This window comes from Hydrogenophaga sp. (assembly GCF_031426985.1).
GTDB lineage: Bacteria > Pseudomonadota > Gammaproteobacteria > Burkholderiales > Burkholderiaceae_C > Hydrogenophaga.
The window spans coordinates 1-15,774 of record NZ_JASJOY010000015.1; the positions used below are offsets into that span (position 1 = coordinate 1).

The 15,774-nt window shown below is 68.3% G+C and carries 17 protein-coding genes and 1 pseudogene; 15 read left to right on the top strand and 3 right to left on the bottom strand.

The annotated features are described in order from the left end of the window. The 9 genes and pseudogenes from RMP09_RS02225 to RMP09_RS02265 all read left to right on the top strand — a co-directional run. Positions 1–170 (top strand): annotated as a pseudogene (locus RMP09_RS02225) (flagellar motor stator protein MotA); the annotation flags it as partial. 360 nt (positions 171–530) lie between these two features. Then, positions 531–1,574: a flagellar motor protein MotB gene (motB, locus tag RMP09_RS02230; RefSeq protein ID WP_310564377.1), complete on the top strand. Its 1,044-nt coding sequence runs from the start codon at positions 531–533 to the stop codon at positions 1,572–1,574. A 52-nt stretch (positions 1,575–1,626) separates the two neighbouring features. Beyond that, positions 1,627–2,013: a chemotaxis response regulator CheY gene (gene cheY / locus RMP09_RS02235; RefSeq protein ID WP_310564378.1), complete on the top strand. Its 387-nt coding sequence runs from the start codon at positions 1,627–1,629 to the stop codon at positions 2,011–2,013. A gap of 21 nt (positions 2,014–2,034) precedes the next feature. Continuing rightward, on the top strand, positions 2,035–2,658 hold the full coding sequence (locus RMP09_RS02240; RefSeq protein WP_310564379.1) for a protein phosphatase CheZ: 624 nt from the start codon (positions 2,035–2,037) through the stop codon (positions 2,656–2,658). A gap of 271 nt (positions 2,659–2,929) precedes the next feature. Further along, a complete protein-coding gene (flhB, locus tag RMP09_RS02245; RefSeq protein WP_310564380.1) occupies positions 2,930–4,081 on the top strand; it encodes a flagellar biosynthesis protein FlhB in 1,152 nt (383 codons plus the stop codon). Between the two features lie 5 nt (positions 4,082–4,086). Then, positions 4,087–6,168, top strand: coding sequence for a flagellar biosynthesis protein FlhA (gene flhA / locus RMP09_RS02250; RefSeq protein WP_310564381.1), 2,082 nt, complete (start codon positions 4,087–4,089; stop codon positions 6,166–6,168). Then, entirely contained in the window at positions 6,165–7,679 is a 1,515-nt protein-coding gene (flhF, locus tag RMP09_RS02255; RefSeq protein WP_310564382.1) for a flagellar biosynthesis protein FlhF, read from the top strand. Before flhA ends, flhF begins: the two co-directional genes overlap by 4 nt. Then, positions 7,672–8,469, top strand: a complete 798-nt coding sequence (locus RMP09_RS02260; RefSeq protein ID WP_310564383.1) for a hypothetical protein — start codon at positions 7,672–7,674, stop codon at positions 8,467–8,469. The genes flhF and RMP09_RS02260 overlap by 8 nt, the downstream gene beginning before the upstream one ends. Before the next feature lie 5 nt (positions 8,470–8,474). After that, positions 8,475–9,191, top strand: a complete 717-nt coding sequence (locus RMP09_RS02265) for an RNA polymerase sigma factor FliA (protein WP_310564384.1) — start codon at positions 8,475–8,477, stop codon at positions 9,189–9,191. A gap of 216 nt (positions 9,192–9,407) precedes the next feature. Here RMP09_RS02265 and RMP09_RS02270 read toward each other — a convergent pair whose 3' ends face one another. The 3 genes from RMP09_RS02270 to flgA all read right to left on the bottom strand — a co-directional run bounded on the left by RMP09_RS02270 (position 9,408) and on the right by flgA (position 11,042). Further along, complete coding sequence (locus RMP09_RS02270) at positions 9,408–9,776, bottom strand: hypothetical protein (protein WP_310564385.1); 369 nt, start codon at positions 9,774–9,776, stop codon at positions 9,408–9,410. A gap of 38 nt (positions 9,777–9,814) precedes the next feature. Next, complete coding sequence (gene flgM / locus RMP09_RS02275) at positions 9,815–10,153, bottom strand: flagellar biosynthesis anti-sigma factor FlgM (protein ID WP_310564386.1); 339 nt, start codon at positions 10,151–10,153, stop codon at positions 9,815–9,817. Positions 10,154–10,268: 115 nt separating this feature from the next. Further along, the gene (gene flgA, locus RMP09_RS02280) at positions 10,269–11,042 is read right to left on the bottom strand and encodes a flagellar basal body P-ring formation chaperone FlgA (protein ID WP_310564387.1); all 774 of its coding nucleotides are present in this window, start codon (positions 11,040–11,042) and stop codon (positions 10,269–10,271) included. Positions 11,043–11,273: 231 nt separating this feature from the next. Here flgA and flgB point away from each other — a divergent pair, with 231 nt between their 5' ends. From flgB to flgG, 6 genes are all read left to right on the top strand, one after another. Further along, positions 11,274–11,675 carry a flagellar basal body rod protein FlgB gene (gene flgB, locus RMP09_RS02285; protein ID WP_310564388.1) on the top strand — a complete coding sequence of 134 codons (402 nt, stop codon included), beginning with the start codon at positions 11,274–11,276 and terminating at the stop codon, positions 11,673–11,675. Between the two features lie 23 nt (positions 11,676–11,698). Beyond that, on the top strand, positions 11,699–12,103 hold the full coding sequence (flgC, locus tag RMP09_RS02290) for a flagellar basal body rod protein FlgC (RefSeq protein WP_310564389.1): 405 nt from the start codon (positions 11,699–11,701) through the stop codon (positions 12,101–12,103). Positions 12,104–12,128: 25 nt separating this feature from the next. Continuing rightward, positions 12,129–12,797, top strand: coding sequence for a flagellar hook assembly protein FlgD (locus tag RMP09_RS02295; RefSeq protein ID WP_310564390.1), 669 nt, complete (start codon positions 12,129–12,131; stop codon positions 12,795–12,797). Positions 12,798–12,858: 61 nt separating this feature from the next. Continuing rightward, on the top strand, positions 12,859–14,073 hold the full coding sequence (gene flgE, locus RMP09_RS02300; protein WP_310564391.1) for a flagellar hook protein FlgE: 1,215 nt from the start codon (positions 12,859–12,861) through the stop codon (positions 14,071–14,073). 154 nt (positions 14,074–14,227) lie between these two features. After that, positions 14,228–14,965 (top strand): flagellar basal-body rod protein FlgF, encoded by a 738-nt coding sequence (flgF, locus tag RMP09_RS02305; protein ID WP_310564392.1) that lies wholly within the window; start codon positions 14,228–14,230, stop codon positions 14,963–14,965. Between the two features lie 24 nt (positions 14,966–14,989). Continuing rightward, positions 14,990–15,772 carry a flagellar basal-body rod protein FlgG gene (flgG, locus tag RMP09_RS02310; RefSeq protein WP_310564393.1) on the top strand — a complete coding sequence of 261 codons (783 nt, stop codon included), beginning with the start codon at positions 14,990–14,992 and terminating at the stop codon, positions 15,770–15,772. The last annotated feature ends 2 nt before the right edge of the window (positions 15,773–15,774 follow it).

Genomic DNA, 15,774 nt, shown 5'->3' on the forward strand with positions numbered 1-15,774 from the left:
AGAAGATGGAAGAGAGCGGCAAGGAATTCCTGTGCATCAAGACCACGCTGCTGGCGTCCATGCAAGGCTACGCGCCGTCCACCGCCATCGAATTCGGCCGCAAGGTGCTGTTCTCGGATGTGCGCCCGAACTTCGCCGAGCTCGAGAGCCACGTGAAAGGCAAGAAGTGAAACACCCCCTGCGCCGCTTCGCGTCTTCCCCCTCTCCTGCGGGAGGGGGACGCACCCTGTGGCCTGGCGAAGCCAGTTCCACGGTGGGTTCGGAACACCCCCCTGCGCCGCTGCGCGGCTCCCCCCCTCTGCTTCGCGAGGGAGGGCGCACCCAGTGGCCTGGCGAAGCCAGTTCCACGGGTGCTCTAGATGGCGCGCCACCGCTGCAGCTTGTTGTGCAGTACGTTCTTTCATCGATGCGCCGGACTATGCGCCTGAGGGGCCGTTGTTCCAGGGCACCGCGGAACCGGCTTTGCCGGGCCGCCAGTGCCGCCCCCTTGAGGGGGACGCGCGCAGCGCGGCAGGGGTGGGGAGGTTCATATGGCCGGTGATGGAAAAAAACTGCAGCCCATCATCGTCAAGCGCATCAAGAAGGGTGGGCACGCGGCGCACGGGGGCGCCTGGAAGATCGCCTACGCCGACTTCGTGACGGCCATGATGGCGTTCTTCCTGCTGATGTGGCTGCTGGGGTCCACCTCCAAGGGAGAACTCCAGGGCATCGCGTCGTATTTCGCCAGTCCGGCCAAGGTCTCGCTCATGGGCGGCGACGGCACCGGCAACAGCGATTCCATCCTGCCCGGTGGCGGGCGGGACCTGTCCAAATCGGCCGGTCAGGTCGATGGCGGCGACGCCGAGCGCGCGGCCAAGCTCATGGGCGCGCAGATGGCGCGCGCCGAACTCGCCCGACAGGACGCCGTGCGCATCGACGCGCTGCACGCCAAGATCAAGGATGTGATCGCCAACAACCCGGTGCTCAAGGACTTTGGCAAACAGATCCGGATCGACCGCACGCCCGACGGTCTGCAGATCCAGATCGTGGACGACCAGAGCCGCGCCATGTTCGACGTCGGCAGTGCACTGGTCAAACCCTATATGCGCGACATCCTGCGCGCCATCGGCGGCGCCATGAGCGATGTGGAGAACCGCATCGCGCTCTCGGGCCACACCGACGCCACGCCCTACGGCAGTGGCGACCGGGGCTACAGCAACTGGGAACTCTCCAGCGACCGGGCCAACGCCTCGCGCCGCGAGCTGGTGGCCGGTGGCCTGCCCGACGACAAGCTGGTGCGGGTCGAGGGGCTGGCGTCGAGCCGGCTGCTGGAAGCGCAGAACCCCGGCGCCCCGATCAACCGGCGCATCAGCATCCTGGTGCTCACGCGGGAGGCCGAGCAGCGCCTGATGCCCGCAGCGCTGGGCAGCGGCGGGGCGGTGGATCTCTCCGATCCCCCGCCCACCGAGGCCGCTCCCGCGACGGCGCCTGCGACGGCGCCCGCCGAAACCGCGCCGGCCGCGCAAGCCCCCAGCCAGGGCCGGCTTCAGAAATCGGCCGAAGTGACGAAATCCCATGCAGACGCGGGCGCGTGAGTGCCGCCCGCACCATTTTTTTTGATTCCCACCAGCGCCCCCGGAGGCATCCATGGCCACCCCGATGAAATTCCTGATCGTTGACGACTTCTCCACCATGCGCCGCATCGTGCGCAACCTGCTCAAGGAGATCGGCCATGCCGATGCCGACGAGGCCGAGGACGGCGTGATGGCGCTCAACAAGCTGCGCAATGGCACCTTCCATTTCGTGGTCAGCGACATCAACATGCCCAACATGAACGGCTTCCAGCTGCTGGCCGAGATCAAGAAGGACGAAACCCTCAAGCACCTGCCGGTGCTGATGGTGACGGCCGAGGCCCGCAAGGAAGACATCGTGCAGGCCGCCCAGGGCGGTGCGGCGGGCTACATCGTCAAGCCTTTCACCAAGGCGACGCTGGAAGACAAGCTCACCAATATCTTCAAAAAAATGGGTCTCTGATCCAGCCAAAGGGAGTGCAGCATGGATCAGAACGAAGCCCAACCGGGCCCCGCCAGCGACCTGATGTTCCAGCAACTGGGCACCATCACGCGCCAGCTGCATGACGCCCTCAAGGAGCTGGGCTACGCCGACAAGCTCAAAGGCACGGTCGAGCAACTGCCCGACGCGCAGAGCCGCCTGTCCTACATCGCCCGGCTGACGGGCGAGGCCGCCGAAAAAGTGCTCAACCATGTGGACGGCGCCAAGACCGAGCAGGCCCAGATCGTCCAGCGCGGTCGCCAGCTCAGCGACACCATCACCCGCGTGCCCGGCCTGGCCAAGGCCATGCCCGAGTTGCTGGAGTGGTCGCAGGACGTGGTGGCCCAGGCCGAACAGACCGACACGCGCCTGACCGAGATCATGCTGGCGCAGGATTTTCACGACCTCACCGGCCAGGTCATCAGCCGCGTGGTGCAGCTGGCCGGCACGATAGAAGAGCAGCTGCTGAGCCTGCTGCTGCAGTCCGCGCCCACAGGTACGCCGGGGCAGGACAAGGCCTTCGAGATGAAACCGCTGCAGGGCCCGGTCGTCGACCCCGAAGGCCGCACCGACGTGGTGAGCGGACAGAAAGACGTGGACGATCTTCTGGCGAGTTTGGGCTTTTAGCCGAGACTCTGGCCCACCCCCGCGCCGCCTTCGGCGTCACCCCCTCAAGGGGGCCATGCGAGTGGCCCGGCAAAGCCGGTTCCACCGCATGCTGGGCTCAGGCACTTCGCGCCGGCGGCGGGCGCAATTCCGCAGAACGCGCCGGGACTGCGACCCTCGCTCCGGTTGGCTTTTCTGCTCTCTGATAAGCGCGGTTCTGCACCGCCTTTTCTCCCCTTCATTTCGGGGCCCGACTTCCACAATCTGACTCAAGTTTCACCGAGTCAGACCGATGTCGTCCTCCGCCCAAGACAAGAACCTGCCAGCCACCGCGCAGCGCATGAAAAAGGCGCGCGAGGAAGGCAACATCGCGCGTTCCAAGGACCTGGGCAACCTCGCGGTGCTCGGCGGCGGTGCGGTGGTGCTCATGGCGCTGCTGCCCGCGGGCTTCGAGCAGCTGCTCACCGGCCTGCGCCAGCAGCTGCGCTTTGACCTGCAGACCCTGAGCCAGCCGGCCATGATGGCCGAGCGCCTGAGCGGCGCCGCCGCGCAGTGGATGCTGCTGGCCCTGCCGCTGGGCCTGCTGGTGCTGGCCATCGCGCTGGGCGTGGCCTTCGCCTCCGGCGGCTGGGCGCTGAGCACCAAGCCGCTGATGCCCGACCTCAACCGCATCAACCCGCTCAGCGGCATCGGCCGCCTGTTCAGCAAACAGCAGCTGGTGGAAACGCTCAAGCTGGTGTTCATGACCGGCATCGTCGGCCTGGTTGGCTGGCAGTTCCTCAGCGGCCATTTCCAGGCCTTCGGTTCGCTGCTGGTGCAGCCGCTCGAAGGCGGCCTGGGCCAGCTCGGGCAGTGGCTGATGGCCGGGGTTGGGGTGCTGCTGCTGGTGGTCACCGTGTTCGCGATGATCGATTTCCCGATCCAGAAATTCCTGCACGCCCAGCGGCTGAAGATGTCGCTCGAAGAGGTCAAGCGCGAGCACAAAGAGTCCGAAGGCGACCCGCACATGAGGGGCCGGCGCCGCCAGCGCCAGCGCGAGCTGGCCCAGCGCAACAGCGTGTCCGCCGTGCCGCGCGCCGACCTGGTGGTGATGAACCCGACCCACTACGCCGTGGCCCTGAAGTACGACGACGCCACCATGGCCGCCCCGCGCGTGATCGCCAAGGGCGCCGACCTGGTGGCGCTGAAGATCCGCGACGTGGCCAAGGCCAGCGACGTGCCGGTGCTGCAGTCGCCCATGCTGGCCCGCGCGCTCTACGCCCACACCGAGATCGACGGCGAGATCCCCTCGGCCCTGTACACCGCCGTGGCCCAGGTGCTGGCCTATGTCTACCAGGTCAAGGCCGCCCTGGCCGGCCGCGGCGCCATGCCCGGCCAGATGCCCACGCCTGAGGTGCCGCCCGAACTCGATCCGCACTGGACGCCACCCGCCACCGCAGCCTGAACACCATGAACGCGCAACTCAAGATCCTTCAGCAATGGTTCGGCCGCTACGCGCCCTGGGCCAACGGCCTGGCCGCGCCGCTGCTGGTCATCACCATCCTCTCGATGATGGTGCTGCCCCTGGCGCCCTGGGTGCTCGACACCTTCTTCACCCTCAACATCGCCATCGCCCTGGTGGTGATGATGGTGGCGGCCTACATGCGCCGCCCGCTGGACTTCTCGGTCTTCCCCACCGTGCTGCTGCTGACCACGCTGCTGCGCCTGTCGCTCAACGTCGGCTCCACCCGCGTGGTGCTGCTCGAAGGCCACACCGGGGCCGGCGCCGCCGGCGCCGTGATCGAGGCCTTCGGCCACTTCCTGATCGGCGGCAACTTCGCGGTCGGCCTGATCGTGTTCGCCATCCTGGTGGTGATCAACTTCGTGGTGATCACCAAGGGCTCCGAGCGCATTGCCGAGGTGAGCGCGCGCTTCACGCTGGACGCCATGCCCGGCAAGCAGATGGCCATCGACGCCGACCTCAACGCCGGCCTGATCGACGAGAAGGAAGCCAAGCGCCGCCGTGCCGAAGTGGGCGAAGAGGCCGAGTTCTTCGGCTCCATGGACGGTGCCAGCAAGTTCGTGCGCGGCGACGCCATCGCCGGCATCCTGATCCTGTTCATCAACATCATCGGTGGCTTCGCCATCGGGGTGCTGCAGCACGGCCTGTCGGTCGGGCAGGCGGCCGACAGCTACATCCTGCTGGCCGTGGGTGACGCGCTGGTGGCGCAGATCCCGGGCCTGCTGATCTCGGTGGCCGCGGCCATGGTGGTCTCGCGCGTGGGCAAGGACGAAGACCTGGGCGTGCAGGTGGTCGAGCAGATGTTCCTGTCCAGCAAGGTCATGGGCATCACCGCGGGGGTGATGGGCCTGCTGGGCATCGTGCCGGGCATGCCGCACACCGTCTTTCTGGTCTTCGCGGCGCTTTTCGGCGCCCTGGCCTGGTGGCGCCTGCAGCAAGAACGCCGGCCGCCGCCCGCGCCCGAAGCCCCGGCGCCCGCCAGCGACGGCGAAGCCAGCTGGGACGACCTGCAGCCGGTCGACCTGCTGGGTCTGGAACTGGGCTACCGCCTGATCGCCATGGTGGACAAGGCGCGCCAGGGCGACCTGCTCACCCGCATCAAGGGCGTGCGCAAGAAGTTCGCGCAGGAAGTGGGCTTTCTGCCGCCGGCCGTGCACGTGCGCGACAACCTGGAACTCAAGCCCAGCGGCTACCGCATCACGCTGCGGGGCGTGGTGGTGGGCGAGGGCGAGGTGTTCCCCGGCATGTTCCTGGCCATCGACCCCGGTGGCATCGGAACGCCGCTGATCGGTACCCCCACCAAGGACCCCGCTTTTGGCCTGCCCGCGCACTGGATCGAAGACAAGCAAAGGGAACACGCGCAAATGGCCGGTTTTACGGTGGTTGATTCCGAGACTGTGCTGGCGACGCATCTTTCACACTTGATGCAAGTCCAGGCCGCCAAGTTGCTGAGCCGGACGGAGACCCAGGACCTGGTCGAACACGTGACCCGCCTGGCCCCGAAACTGATCGAAGAAGTCGTGCCCAAGATGATCTCCATCGCCGCGTTCCAGAAAGTGCTGCAGCTGCTGCTGGAAGAGTCGGTGAACGTGCGCGACATCCGCACCATCATCGAAGCCATCGCCGAGCACGCCACCGCCACCACCGACCCGGCCGAGCTGGCCCGCCGCGTGCGCACCGCGCTGTCGCCGGCCATCGTGCAGCAGATCTACGGCCCGGTGAAAGAACTCGAAGTCATCGCCATCGAACCCGGTCTGGAGCGTCTGCTGATGCAGGCCCTGACCGGCGCCAACGGCACCGCGCTGGACCCCGGCGTGGCCGAGATGCTCAGCAAGTCGGCCACCGACATCGCCAACAAGCAGGAAGAAAAGGGCGTGCCCGCCTGCCTGCTGGTGCCCGACGCCATCCGCTCGTCCATGGCGCGCCTGCTGCGCCGTGCCGCGCCCCGCCTGCAGGTGCTCGCCCACAGCGAAATCCCTGAAACCCATCTCATCCGTATCGGCCCGATCCTTGGGGAACTTGCATCATGAACATCCAGCGATTCACCGCACCGACCTCGCGCGAAGCCATGGCCAAGGCCCGTCACGTTTTTGGTGACACGGCCGTGATCCTGTCCAGCCGGTCGACCGAAGAGGGATTCGAGGTGATGGCCGCGGCCGAAGAGAGCCTGGCCCAGGTGGCCCAGCCGGTGGCCCGCCCGATGCCGATCCGCACCCGCGCCACCCCCGGCCGCGAGGCGCTGCAGCTCGAAGACGACACGGTGCAAGGCGACACCGAGCAGATGGCCATGAGCACGCTGTCGTTCCAGGAATACGTGCGCGAACGCATGCTGCGCAAGCGCCGCGCATCGCTGAACGGCGACACCGACGCGGCCGACCTGCCCACGCAAGCCGCCGCCTCCGCTGCCCCGGCCGCGCCCGCCGCGCCGCGCGCCCAGCCCGCCGAAGCGCGCCGGCCGCAGCAGCAGGCCCGTGCCGAACAGATCCAGGTGCCGGTGCAGCGTTTCAACGCGCCGGCCCCCATCCGCACCCGCGCCGCCCAGCCCGCCTGGGAAGACTCGGTGCCGACCCAGCCGCCCGTGGTGCACCACGACGGCACCAACGTGGCGGTCGAACTCTCGGCGCTCAAGGAGATGATCGAGGAGCGCTTCAACACCCTGGCCTGGTTGGGCTCGTCCAAGCAGAACCCGATCCAGTCCAACCTGATGCTCAAGCTGATCCGCTCGGGCTACTCGCCGGCCATGTCGCGCGCCGTGCTCGAACGCGTGCCCACCGACAGCGGCGCCCCCGAAGCCGTGCGCTGGGTCATGGACGTGCTCAACCGCAACCTCAAGGTCGCCGCCCCCGGCGCCAGCCTGTGCGACGAAGGCGGCGTGATCGCCCTGATCGGCGCCACCGGCGTGGGCAAGACCACCACCGCCGCCAAGCTGGCCGCCCAGTGCGTCAAGCAGTACGGCGCCGGCAGCGTCGGCCTGATCACGCTGGACACCTACCGCGTCTCGGGCTACGAACAGCTGCGCGCCTACGGCCGCATGCTGGGTGTGGTGGCCCACCTGGCGCACGACCGCGCCGCGCTCAAGGACCTGCTGAACCTGCTGGCCAACAAGCGCATGGTCATCATCGACACCGCCGGCCTGGGCCAGCGCGACCAGCGCATCCAGGACATGCTCGACGTGCTGGACATGCCCAAGGTCAAGAAGTGCCTGGTGCTCAACGCCGGCGCGCACGGCGACACGCTGGACGAGGTGCTCACCTCCTTCAAGGCCAGCGCGCTGCACGGCGTGGTGCTCTCCAAGGTGGACGAGGCCGTCAAGCTCGGCCCCGCCATCGACGCCCTGATCCGCCACCAGGCGGTGCTGCGCGGCGTGGCCAACGGCCAGCGCGTGCCCGAAGACTGGCAGAACCCCGACGCCGCCGCCCTGGTGCGCGTGTCCATGGGCAGCGAAGGCAAGTCCGCCTACGACCCCCTGGCCACCGACATGGGCTTTTACTTCTCGCAAGCCTCCACGCGCGGCATCGACCTGGGAGCCTCCCATGTTTGAGGTCGGACACGACCAGGCCGCCGGCCTGCGCGCCGAGCCGCCCAGCGCCGGCACCGCCCTCATGCCCGTGGCCGCCCCGGCCCAGCCGGCGCGCGCCTACGAATGGCTGTGCACCCTGGCCGCGCACCTCACGTCCATGGGGCGCGACGTGGTCATCGTGGACGGCAGCGCCCCCGAAGCCAACCCCGGGCGCGAACGCAACGGCAGCCACCTGGGCCTGCTGCACACGCTGCAGGACCCGTCCATCGCCGGCCTGGGCACGGCGCCCGACGGCCACGAATGGCTGGTCATGCCCGCCGCCCTGGGCCTGCAGCACCTGCAGCAGACCGCCCGCAACGCCGGTGCCGGTGTCGCGCTCTCGCGCCTGCTCTCGCCTTTTTCGCCCGACGCCCTGGTGCTGCTGTTCGCCCCCGCGCCGGCGCTGACCGTCTTGCTCGCGGGCCTGACCGCCCGCGCCCTGGTGCCGGTGCTGCCGCAGGCCCAGGCCACGCTGGACGCCTATGGCGCGCTCAAGCTGCTGCACCAGGCCGGCCTGACGCCGGTGCTGGCTCCGCTGCAGACCGGCGCCGGTGCCGACGCGGCCCTGCAACCGGTGGTCGACAGCGTGGCCGACTGCGCCGAACGCCACCTGGGCCTGCCGGTGCAGGTCTGGCCCACCCACACCTGGGGTCTGCGCGTGCTCGACAGCGCGCTCACCCGCCACCACACCCCCACACGACAGCCGGGCCTGCGCCCCGCCGTCCAGGACGGCCGCCACACCGCTGCGACCGCCCAAACGCTCTGGAGTTGACGACGATGTACACCGCCAAAGGCACCCTCAACCGGGACGACCAGCTGCGCAAATACAGCCCGCTGGTGCGGCGTCTGGCCCACCACATGATCGCCAAGCTGCCGCCCAGCGTGGAGCTGGACGACCTGATCCAGGTCGGCATGATCGGCCTGACCGAAGCCATCGCGCGTTTCGAACCCGCGCAAGGCGTGCAGTTCGAGACCTTTGCCAGCCAGCGCATCCGCGGCGCCATGATCGACGAGCTGCGCGAAGGCGACTGGATGAGCCGCGGCTCCCGCAAGAGCCAGAAAGACATCGAACAGGCCGTGCACCGCCTGCAGCAGAAGCTGCACCGCGCGCCGATGGAAAGCGAGATCGCCAAGGAGCTGGGCATGAACCTGGCCGACTACCAGCACCTGCTGGCCAAGGTGCGCGGCACCCAGCTGGTGTACCTGGAAGACATCAGCGGCCACGGCGACGACGACGACGGCTTCCTGGACCGCCACATGGGCGACACCGAAGCCGACCCCTCGGCCGTGCTCGGCGACCAGCGCATGCGCATGGCCCTGGTGGCCGCCATCAAGGTGCTGCCCGACCGCGAACAGCAGATCATGTCGATGTACTACGAGCACGACATGAACCTGAAAGAAATCGCCGCCGTGCTGGGCGTGACCGAATCGCGCATCTGCCAGCTGCACAGCCAGTCCATCGCCCGCCTGCGCGCCAAGCTGCGCGAACACTGAACGCGGACCGTTCCCCAGAAGTCACGAGGCCACCCCAGCGGTGGCCTTTTTCATGCGGCGGTCGCCGCCCGATCGCAGGACAGGACAGGGATTCGCCGGAACGCTGCCGCGCGCGCAACGGGGCGACGTTCGGGCGTGCGGGCACCGCCGCGCCGCGGCAACGCAGCCGCAGGAAACGGAGAGGGGAGGGAGAGGGGAAAGGAAGGGACCTGCCGCTCAGGCGCGCAGGTAGCCTTGACCGGCGCCGCCGGTGCTGCCGTAGGCACGGCCGGCCATGGCGCCGTAGGTGGGCTGGGCCGTCTGGGGGAGGATGCTCTTGACCGCGCGCTGGCTTTGCGCCTGGGTGCGCAACACGGCCTGGCGCAGCTGGCCAAAACGCTGGGCGGCCTGCTGCATGTCGGTGCGCAGGGTGCCGGGCACCGCGAACTCGGCCGTTCGGGGGGCGTTCTGCAACACGCCCTGCACCTGGGCGCTGGCGCGTTCCACACCGGCCGCATCGCCGGCCAGCAACGCGACTTCAAGGCCATCCAGCCCGGTCTGCAGGGCAGCGATCCAGGGGTGGGGCTTGGGGGCGTTGGGTCTCATGGGGGGGCCTCGGTGTGGGTTGGGCCGATGGGCGGTGTTCAGCCGCGGCTGCCGCTGAGCATTTCGGCCGCGTTGGACAACATCTTGTCGGCGATGGCTTCGGCGTTGACCTGGAAGCTGCCATCGGCGATGGCGGCCTTCATGGCCTCGACCTTGTCGGCGTTGAACACGTCGCTGCTGCTGCCACCGGTGCCGGAAACGGCCTGGCTGGTGGCGGCGGACAGCGTGACGGTCACGCCAGCGCTGGGCTGGGGTTTGGCTGCTGCGCCGGCCGCTGCGGCGGCTTCAGCGCCCGCGGTGGGGCGCTGTTCGGCCGCCCTTTGCGGGCCACCGGCGACGGAACCGATGTACGAATCCGGTGAAGAATCGACTTTCATTTCACTCTCCAGGCCCCGTAGTTGGGGCGTTGTGAAAAGGCTATCGACACATCAGAGGGGTGACTTGAGCCCTTTTTTGTGGAGTGTTTCACGAAAGCGCCCCTGCATAGGGTCGTCAGAGGTCGATTTCGACTGTCTGGGCGTCGCGGACCAGGCCGTTGACCACTTTGCCACCTGGCAGGCGCACCCGGGTGGGCTGGCCTTCGATGCCCGGGCCCATGGCCTCGCCGGTCACCACGACCTGAAAGCCGGTGCCGGCGCTGCTGACCTTGACCAGGGCGCCGGCGGCAAAGGCCGGGGCGGCACGCACCATGTTCTGGCGCAGCGCCTGACCGGGCTGCAAGCTGTAGGCGGCCTGGCGGCCGACCCACAGCGCCGGACTGGCCAGCACACTGGCCGTTTGCGCGGCCCAGTCGATTTCGGCCATTTCGGCATCGTCTTGCGTGAGGGTGGCGCCGCTGGCCACCGGGTGCTTGAGCACCCAGGCCTGGCCCCAGGCCTTGACGGTGACCGGCACGAACACGTTCCAGCGGGTCGGACCGTCCACGCAACGCAGTCCGATGCGGCTGCGGCCCCACAGGCGGGTGCCGGCGGGCAGGTGGGGTTCCACCTTGTTGCAGGGCGCCAGGCGCAGGCGCGTGTCCAGCGTGCCCACCACCACTTCGGGGCGCAGCGGCGACTGGCCTGCGGGCGCGAGCGAACCGCCATTCAGTGAAGGGGCCACGAAGTCGCGCGCCAGCTGTTCCAGGCTGCCCAGCCCGGCGGTCTGGGTGCGGCCGGTCACGGGCCAGACCATCAGCGCACAGAGCACCAGGGTGGCCAGTGCCCAGGCGCTGGGCGGCGGGGGGGCGTGCAGGCGGCGCATGACGCGCAGGGTGGGGGTGGACATGGCGGTTCGGTCGGTGGGTTGGGGGCGTTTGCAGGAAGGGTCAACGGAGGTCCCAGGGCTGCGACATGCCGGTCACTGTAGGGGGCGGGGTCGCAGCACAAAGCAGGGAAATGCCCGCAAAAGCGGCGCTTGTTCCGGCCATTGGCGAGCCTCAAGTTTTTCCATACTTGTCCCCACACCGGTGAAAGCCCGCGCTTTTGCCGCCCCAACCACCCCTGCCAGGAGCCGACCATGCTGGACCAGTTGACCGCCGGACTGAACTTCCAGTCGAACGCGCTGCTGCTGCGTTCGCAGCGCCAGCAGGTGCTGGCCAGCAACATCGCCAACGCCGACACGCCGGGCTACATCGCCCGCGACTTCGACTTCGCGCAGGCGCTCAAGACCGCCGCCGGCGGCGTGCCGCGCTCGGCCGTGAGCACCACCGACGCGCGCCACCTGCGCCTGGGCCAGACCGACCCGCTGAACCCCGAGCTGGCCTACGCCGTGCAGACCTCACCGTCGCAGGACGGCAACTCGGTGGACCTGGACCGCGAGCGCGCCAACTTCGTGGACAACAGCATCCGCTACGAGTCCACGCTGCGGTTCATCAACGGGCACGTCAAGACGATGCTGTCCGCGATCAGCGGTCAGTGACGGTGCATTGAGAGGAGACCACCATGTCCATGTTTTCCATCTTCGGTGTCTCGGGCAGTGCCATCAGCTCGCAGGCGCAGCGCCTGAACGTGGTGGCCTCGAACCTGGCCAACGCCGACGCCGTGGCCGGCCCCGATGGCCAGAGCTACAAGGCGCGCCAGGTCGTGTTCCAGACCGTGCCGCTGAACGACCCGGGCAGCGCCGGCGTGAAGGTGCAGACCATCACCGAAAGCCAGTTGCCCGGCAAGCGCGTGCACAACCCCGGCCACCCCAATGCCGACGCCGAGGGCTACGTGACCCATTCCAACGTGAACCCGGTGGAGGAGATGGTCAACATGATCTCGGCCTCGCGCTCCTACCAGAACAACGTCGAGGTCATGAACACGGCCAAGACCCTGCTGATGAAAACGCTCCAGATGGGGCAATGAACCTCGCCTTGAAAGGGACTGAACCATGACCATGCTCGCCAGCCCGCTGGACCTCGGCAACCTCGGCACCACCGTGGGCAGCTCCACGGCCACCAAGACCAACAACGCGACGGACGCCCAGGCCTCGCAGGACCGGTTCCTCAAGCTGCTGGTCGCGCAGCTGAACAACCAGGACCCGCTCAACCCGATGGACAACGCGCAGATGACCACGCAGATGGCGCAGATCAACACGGTCAGCGGCATCCAGCAGCTCAACGACACGCTCAAGAGCATGGCCGACCAGTACAGCGCCATGCAGGCCATGCAGGGCACGGCGCTGATCGGTCGCCACGCCGTGGTGGACGGCAGCAGCCTCTACATCGACGGCGACGCCGCCCAGGGCGCGCTGGAACTGGACGCCGCGGCGACGAATGTGGTCGTGGACATCGTGGGCACCAACGGCGCCGTGATCGACAGCGTCGAGCTGGGCGCCCTCAAGGCCGGCCAGCACGCCTTCGGCTGGGACGCCACCGGCGTGGACACCAGCACCGTCAAGGGCTTTGCCATCCGCGCCACCGACAGCAGCGGTGCGGTCACCGCCACGCCCAAGTCGCTGGTGCCGGTCTCGGCCGTCAGCTTCCAGGACGGCGCCATGAAGCTGCAGCTGGCCAACGGCCAGCGCCTGGCCTACGACCAGGTCGACGCTTTCATGTGACGCCACCGCCACCCCCCGTTTCTGCAACCGCTCCCCCCATTCATTCTTCGAGGACAGCACCATGGCATTCCAGCAAGGACTCTCCGGCATCAACAGCGCCAGCCGCAACCTGGACGTGATCGGCCACAACGTCGCCAACGCTTCCACCGTTGGCATGAAAGCCTCGCGCGCCGAATTCGCCGAGCTCTACGCCAGCTCCATCAACGCCTCCGGAGGCGTCAACTCCGGCATCGGCGTGACGGTGGCCAAGGTCACGCAGCTGTTCACCCAGGGCAACGTCACCGTCACCGGCAACGACCTGGACGTGGCCATCAACGGCAGCGGCTTCTACGAACTGACCATGCCCAACGGCGGCATGGCCTACAGCCGCGCCGGCATGTTCAAGCTCAACAACGAGGGCGAGATCGTCAACAACCAGGGCTCCCAGCTCATGGGCTACCCCACGGACGAGTTCGGGACCCGCCTGAGCTTCACCACGCAGCCGCTGAGCCTGCCCACCGGCGGCCCCATCCCGGCGCGCAACACCAGCGAGATCACGGCCGAGTTCAACCTCGACGCGCGTGCCCCCATCGCCGCCACGGCCGTGCCGCCCACGCCGCTGTCGACCTACGGCACCTCGGTCATCGCCTACGACCCGCAGGGCCTGGAAATTCCGGTCGGTCTGGCGTTCCAGAAGACGGGCAACAACCAGTGGAACGTCTACACCAGCGTCAACGGCAGCGACCCGGCCGCGTCCACACCCTTCACCATCAACTTCCTGTCCGACGGCACGCTGGACCCGGCCACCACCATCCCGCCGCTGACCCTGACTTCGCCCAACGACCCGGCCGTGACCTTCCCGGTGGACATGTCGTTCGGCTCAGCCACCCAGTTCGGCATCGACTACGCGGTGACCAACCTCACGCAGGACGGCTACCGCCCCGGTGAACTCACCAGCCTGAAGATCGACGAGAGCGGTGTCATCACCGCCAGCTACTCCAACGGCCAGACCCGCGCGGCCGGCCAGATCGCGCTGGTGAACTTCCGCAACGTGCAGGGCCTGCAGCCCACCGGCAGCGGCAACTGGGAAGCCAACTACGCCACCGGCGAACCGGTGCGCGGCGCGCCGGGCGAAGGCAAGTTCGGCAGTCTGCGCGCCGGTGCGCTGGAAGATTCGAACATCGACATGACCGCCGAGCTGGTGGCCATGATGTCCGCGCAGCGCGCCTACCAGGCCAACGCGCAGACCATCAAGACGCAGGACCAGGTGCTGAGCACCATGCTGAACATGCGATGACCCCCGCCGCGCTGCGCGCGACCCCCTGTCAGGGGGCGGCACTGGCGGCCCGGCAAAGCCGGTTCCGCGGTGCCCCTGGACGAAGACACCTCGCGCGTCGCAACACCGGCTCCGTTACCGCCCTCTCTTTCACCCACCCTTCGGATCGCCCACCATGGACCGCCTGATCTACACCGCGATGACCGGCGCCAACGCGGCGCAGCACCGCCAGCAGTTGTTGTCGAACAACCTGGCGAACGCGTCCACGCCGGGCTTTCGCGCCGAGCTGGCCACCTTCCGGGCGGTGCCGGTGCGCGGCGACGGCGCCAGCTCGCGGGTGTTCGCGCTTGAAGCCACGGCCGGCCATTCGGACGCGCCCGGCCCGGTCACCAACACCGGCCGCAACCTCGACGTGGCGGTGCGCGGCGGCAGCTACCTGAGCGTGCAGGGTCTGGATGGCACCGAGGCCTACACCCGCGCCGGCGCGCTGGAAGTCAGCCCCGACGGCACCCTGGTCAACGCCCAGGGCCTGCCCATGCTCAGCGACGGGGGGCCGCTCACCGTGCCGTCCGGCGCGCAGGTGGAAGTCGGCGAAGACGGCACCGTCACCGCCCGCGTGCCCGGCCAGCCGGGCCAGGCGCTGGGCAAGCTCAAGCTGGTCACGCCCGACGACGAGAACCGTCTGCTGCGCGGCGCCGACGGGCTGTTCCGCGCGGCCGCGGGCGACACCCTCGACGCCGACGCCACGGCCCGCGTGCAGAGCGGTGCGCTCGAAGGCAGCAACGTGAACCCCATCGAAGCCATGGTTGGAATGATCGCCGTGGCGCGCCAGTTCGAGGTGCAGATGCGCATGCTGCAGAACGGCGAGAAGAACGACCAGACCGCAGCCCAGCTGCTCAGCCTGAATGGCTGATTTCCTTTCTGACCGGAGCACACCATGATCAATTCGCTGTGGATTTCCAAGACCGGCATGCAGGCCCAGCAAACCCAGCTGGACGTGATTTCCAACAACCTGGCCAACGTGTCCACCAACGGCTTCAAGCGCGCCAACGCGGTGTTTGAAGACCTGATGTACCAGAACCTGCGCCAGGTGGGGGCCAACAGCTCCGAGCAGAGCGAGCTGCCCACCGGCCTGCAGCTGGGCCTGGGCGTGCGCACCGTGGCCACCAGCCGCTCGTTCACGCAGGGCAGCCTGCAGCAGTCGGGCAACAACCTCGACCTGGCCATCAACGGCAGCGGTTTCCTGCAGGTCACCATGCCCGATGGCACCGTGGGCTACACCCGCGACGGCAGCCTGCAGCTCGACGCCCAGGGCCGCATGGTCACCAGCAGCGGTTACCCGCTCACGGCGGGCATCACCATCCCGGCCGAAGCGCAGAGCGTCACCGTGTCGGCCGATGGCGTGGTCTCGGCCAAGATGCCGGGCCAGGCCACCCCGCAGCAGGTGGGCAACATCGAACTGGCCAACTTCGTCAACCCGGCCGGCCTGGAGCCACGCGGCCAGAACCTGTTCAGCGAAAGCCTGGCCTCGGGCAACCCCATCAACGGCGCGCCCGGCAGCGCGGGCATGGGCAACCTGATGCAGGGTTTTGTCGAAACCTCCAACGTCAATGTGGTGCAGGAACTGGTGACCATGATCCAGACCCAGCGCGCTTACGAGATGAACTCCAAGGCCATCACCACCTCGGACCAGATGCTGCAGCGGTTGAGCCAGCTGTGATC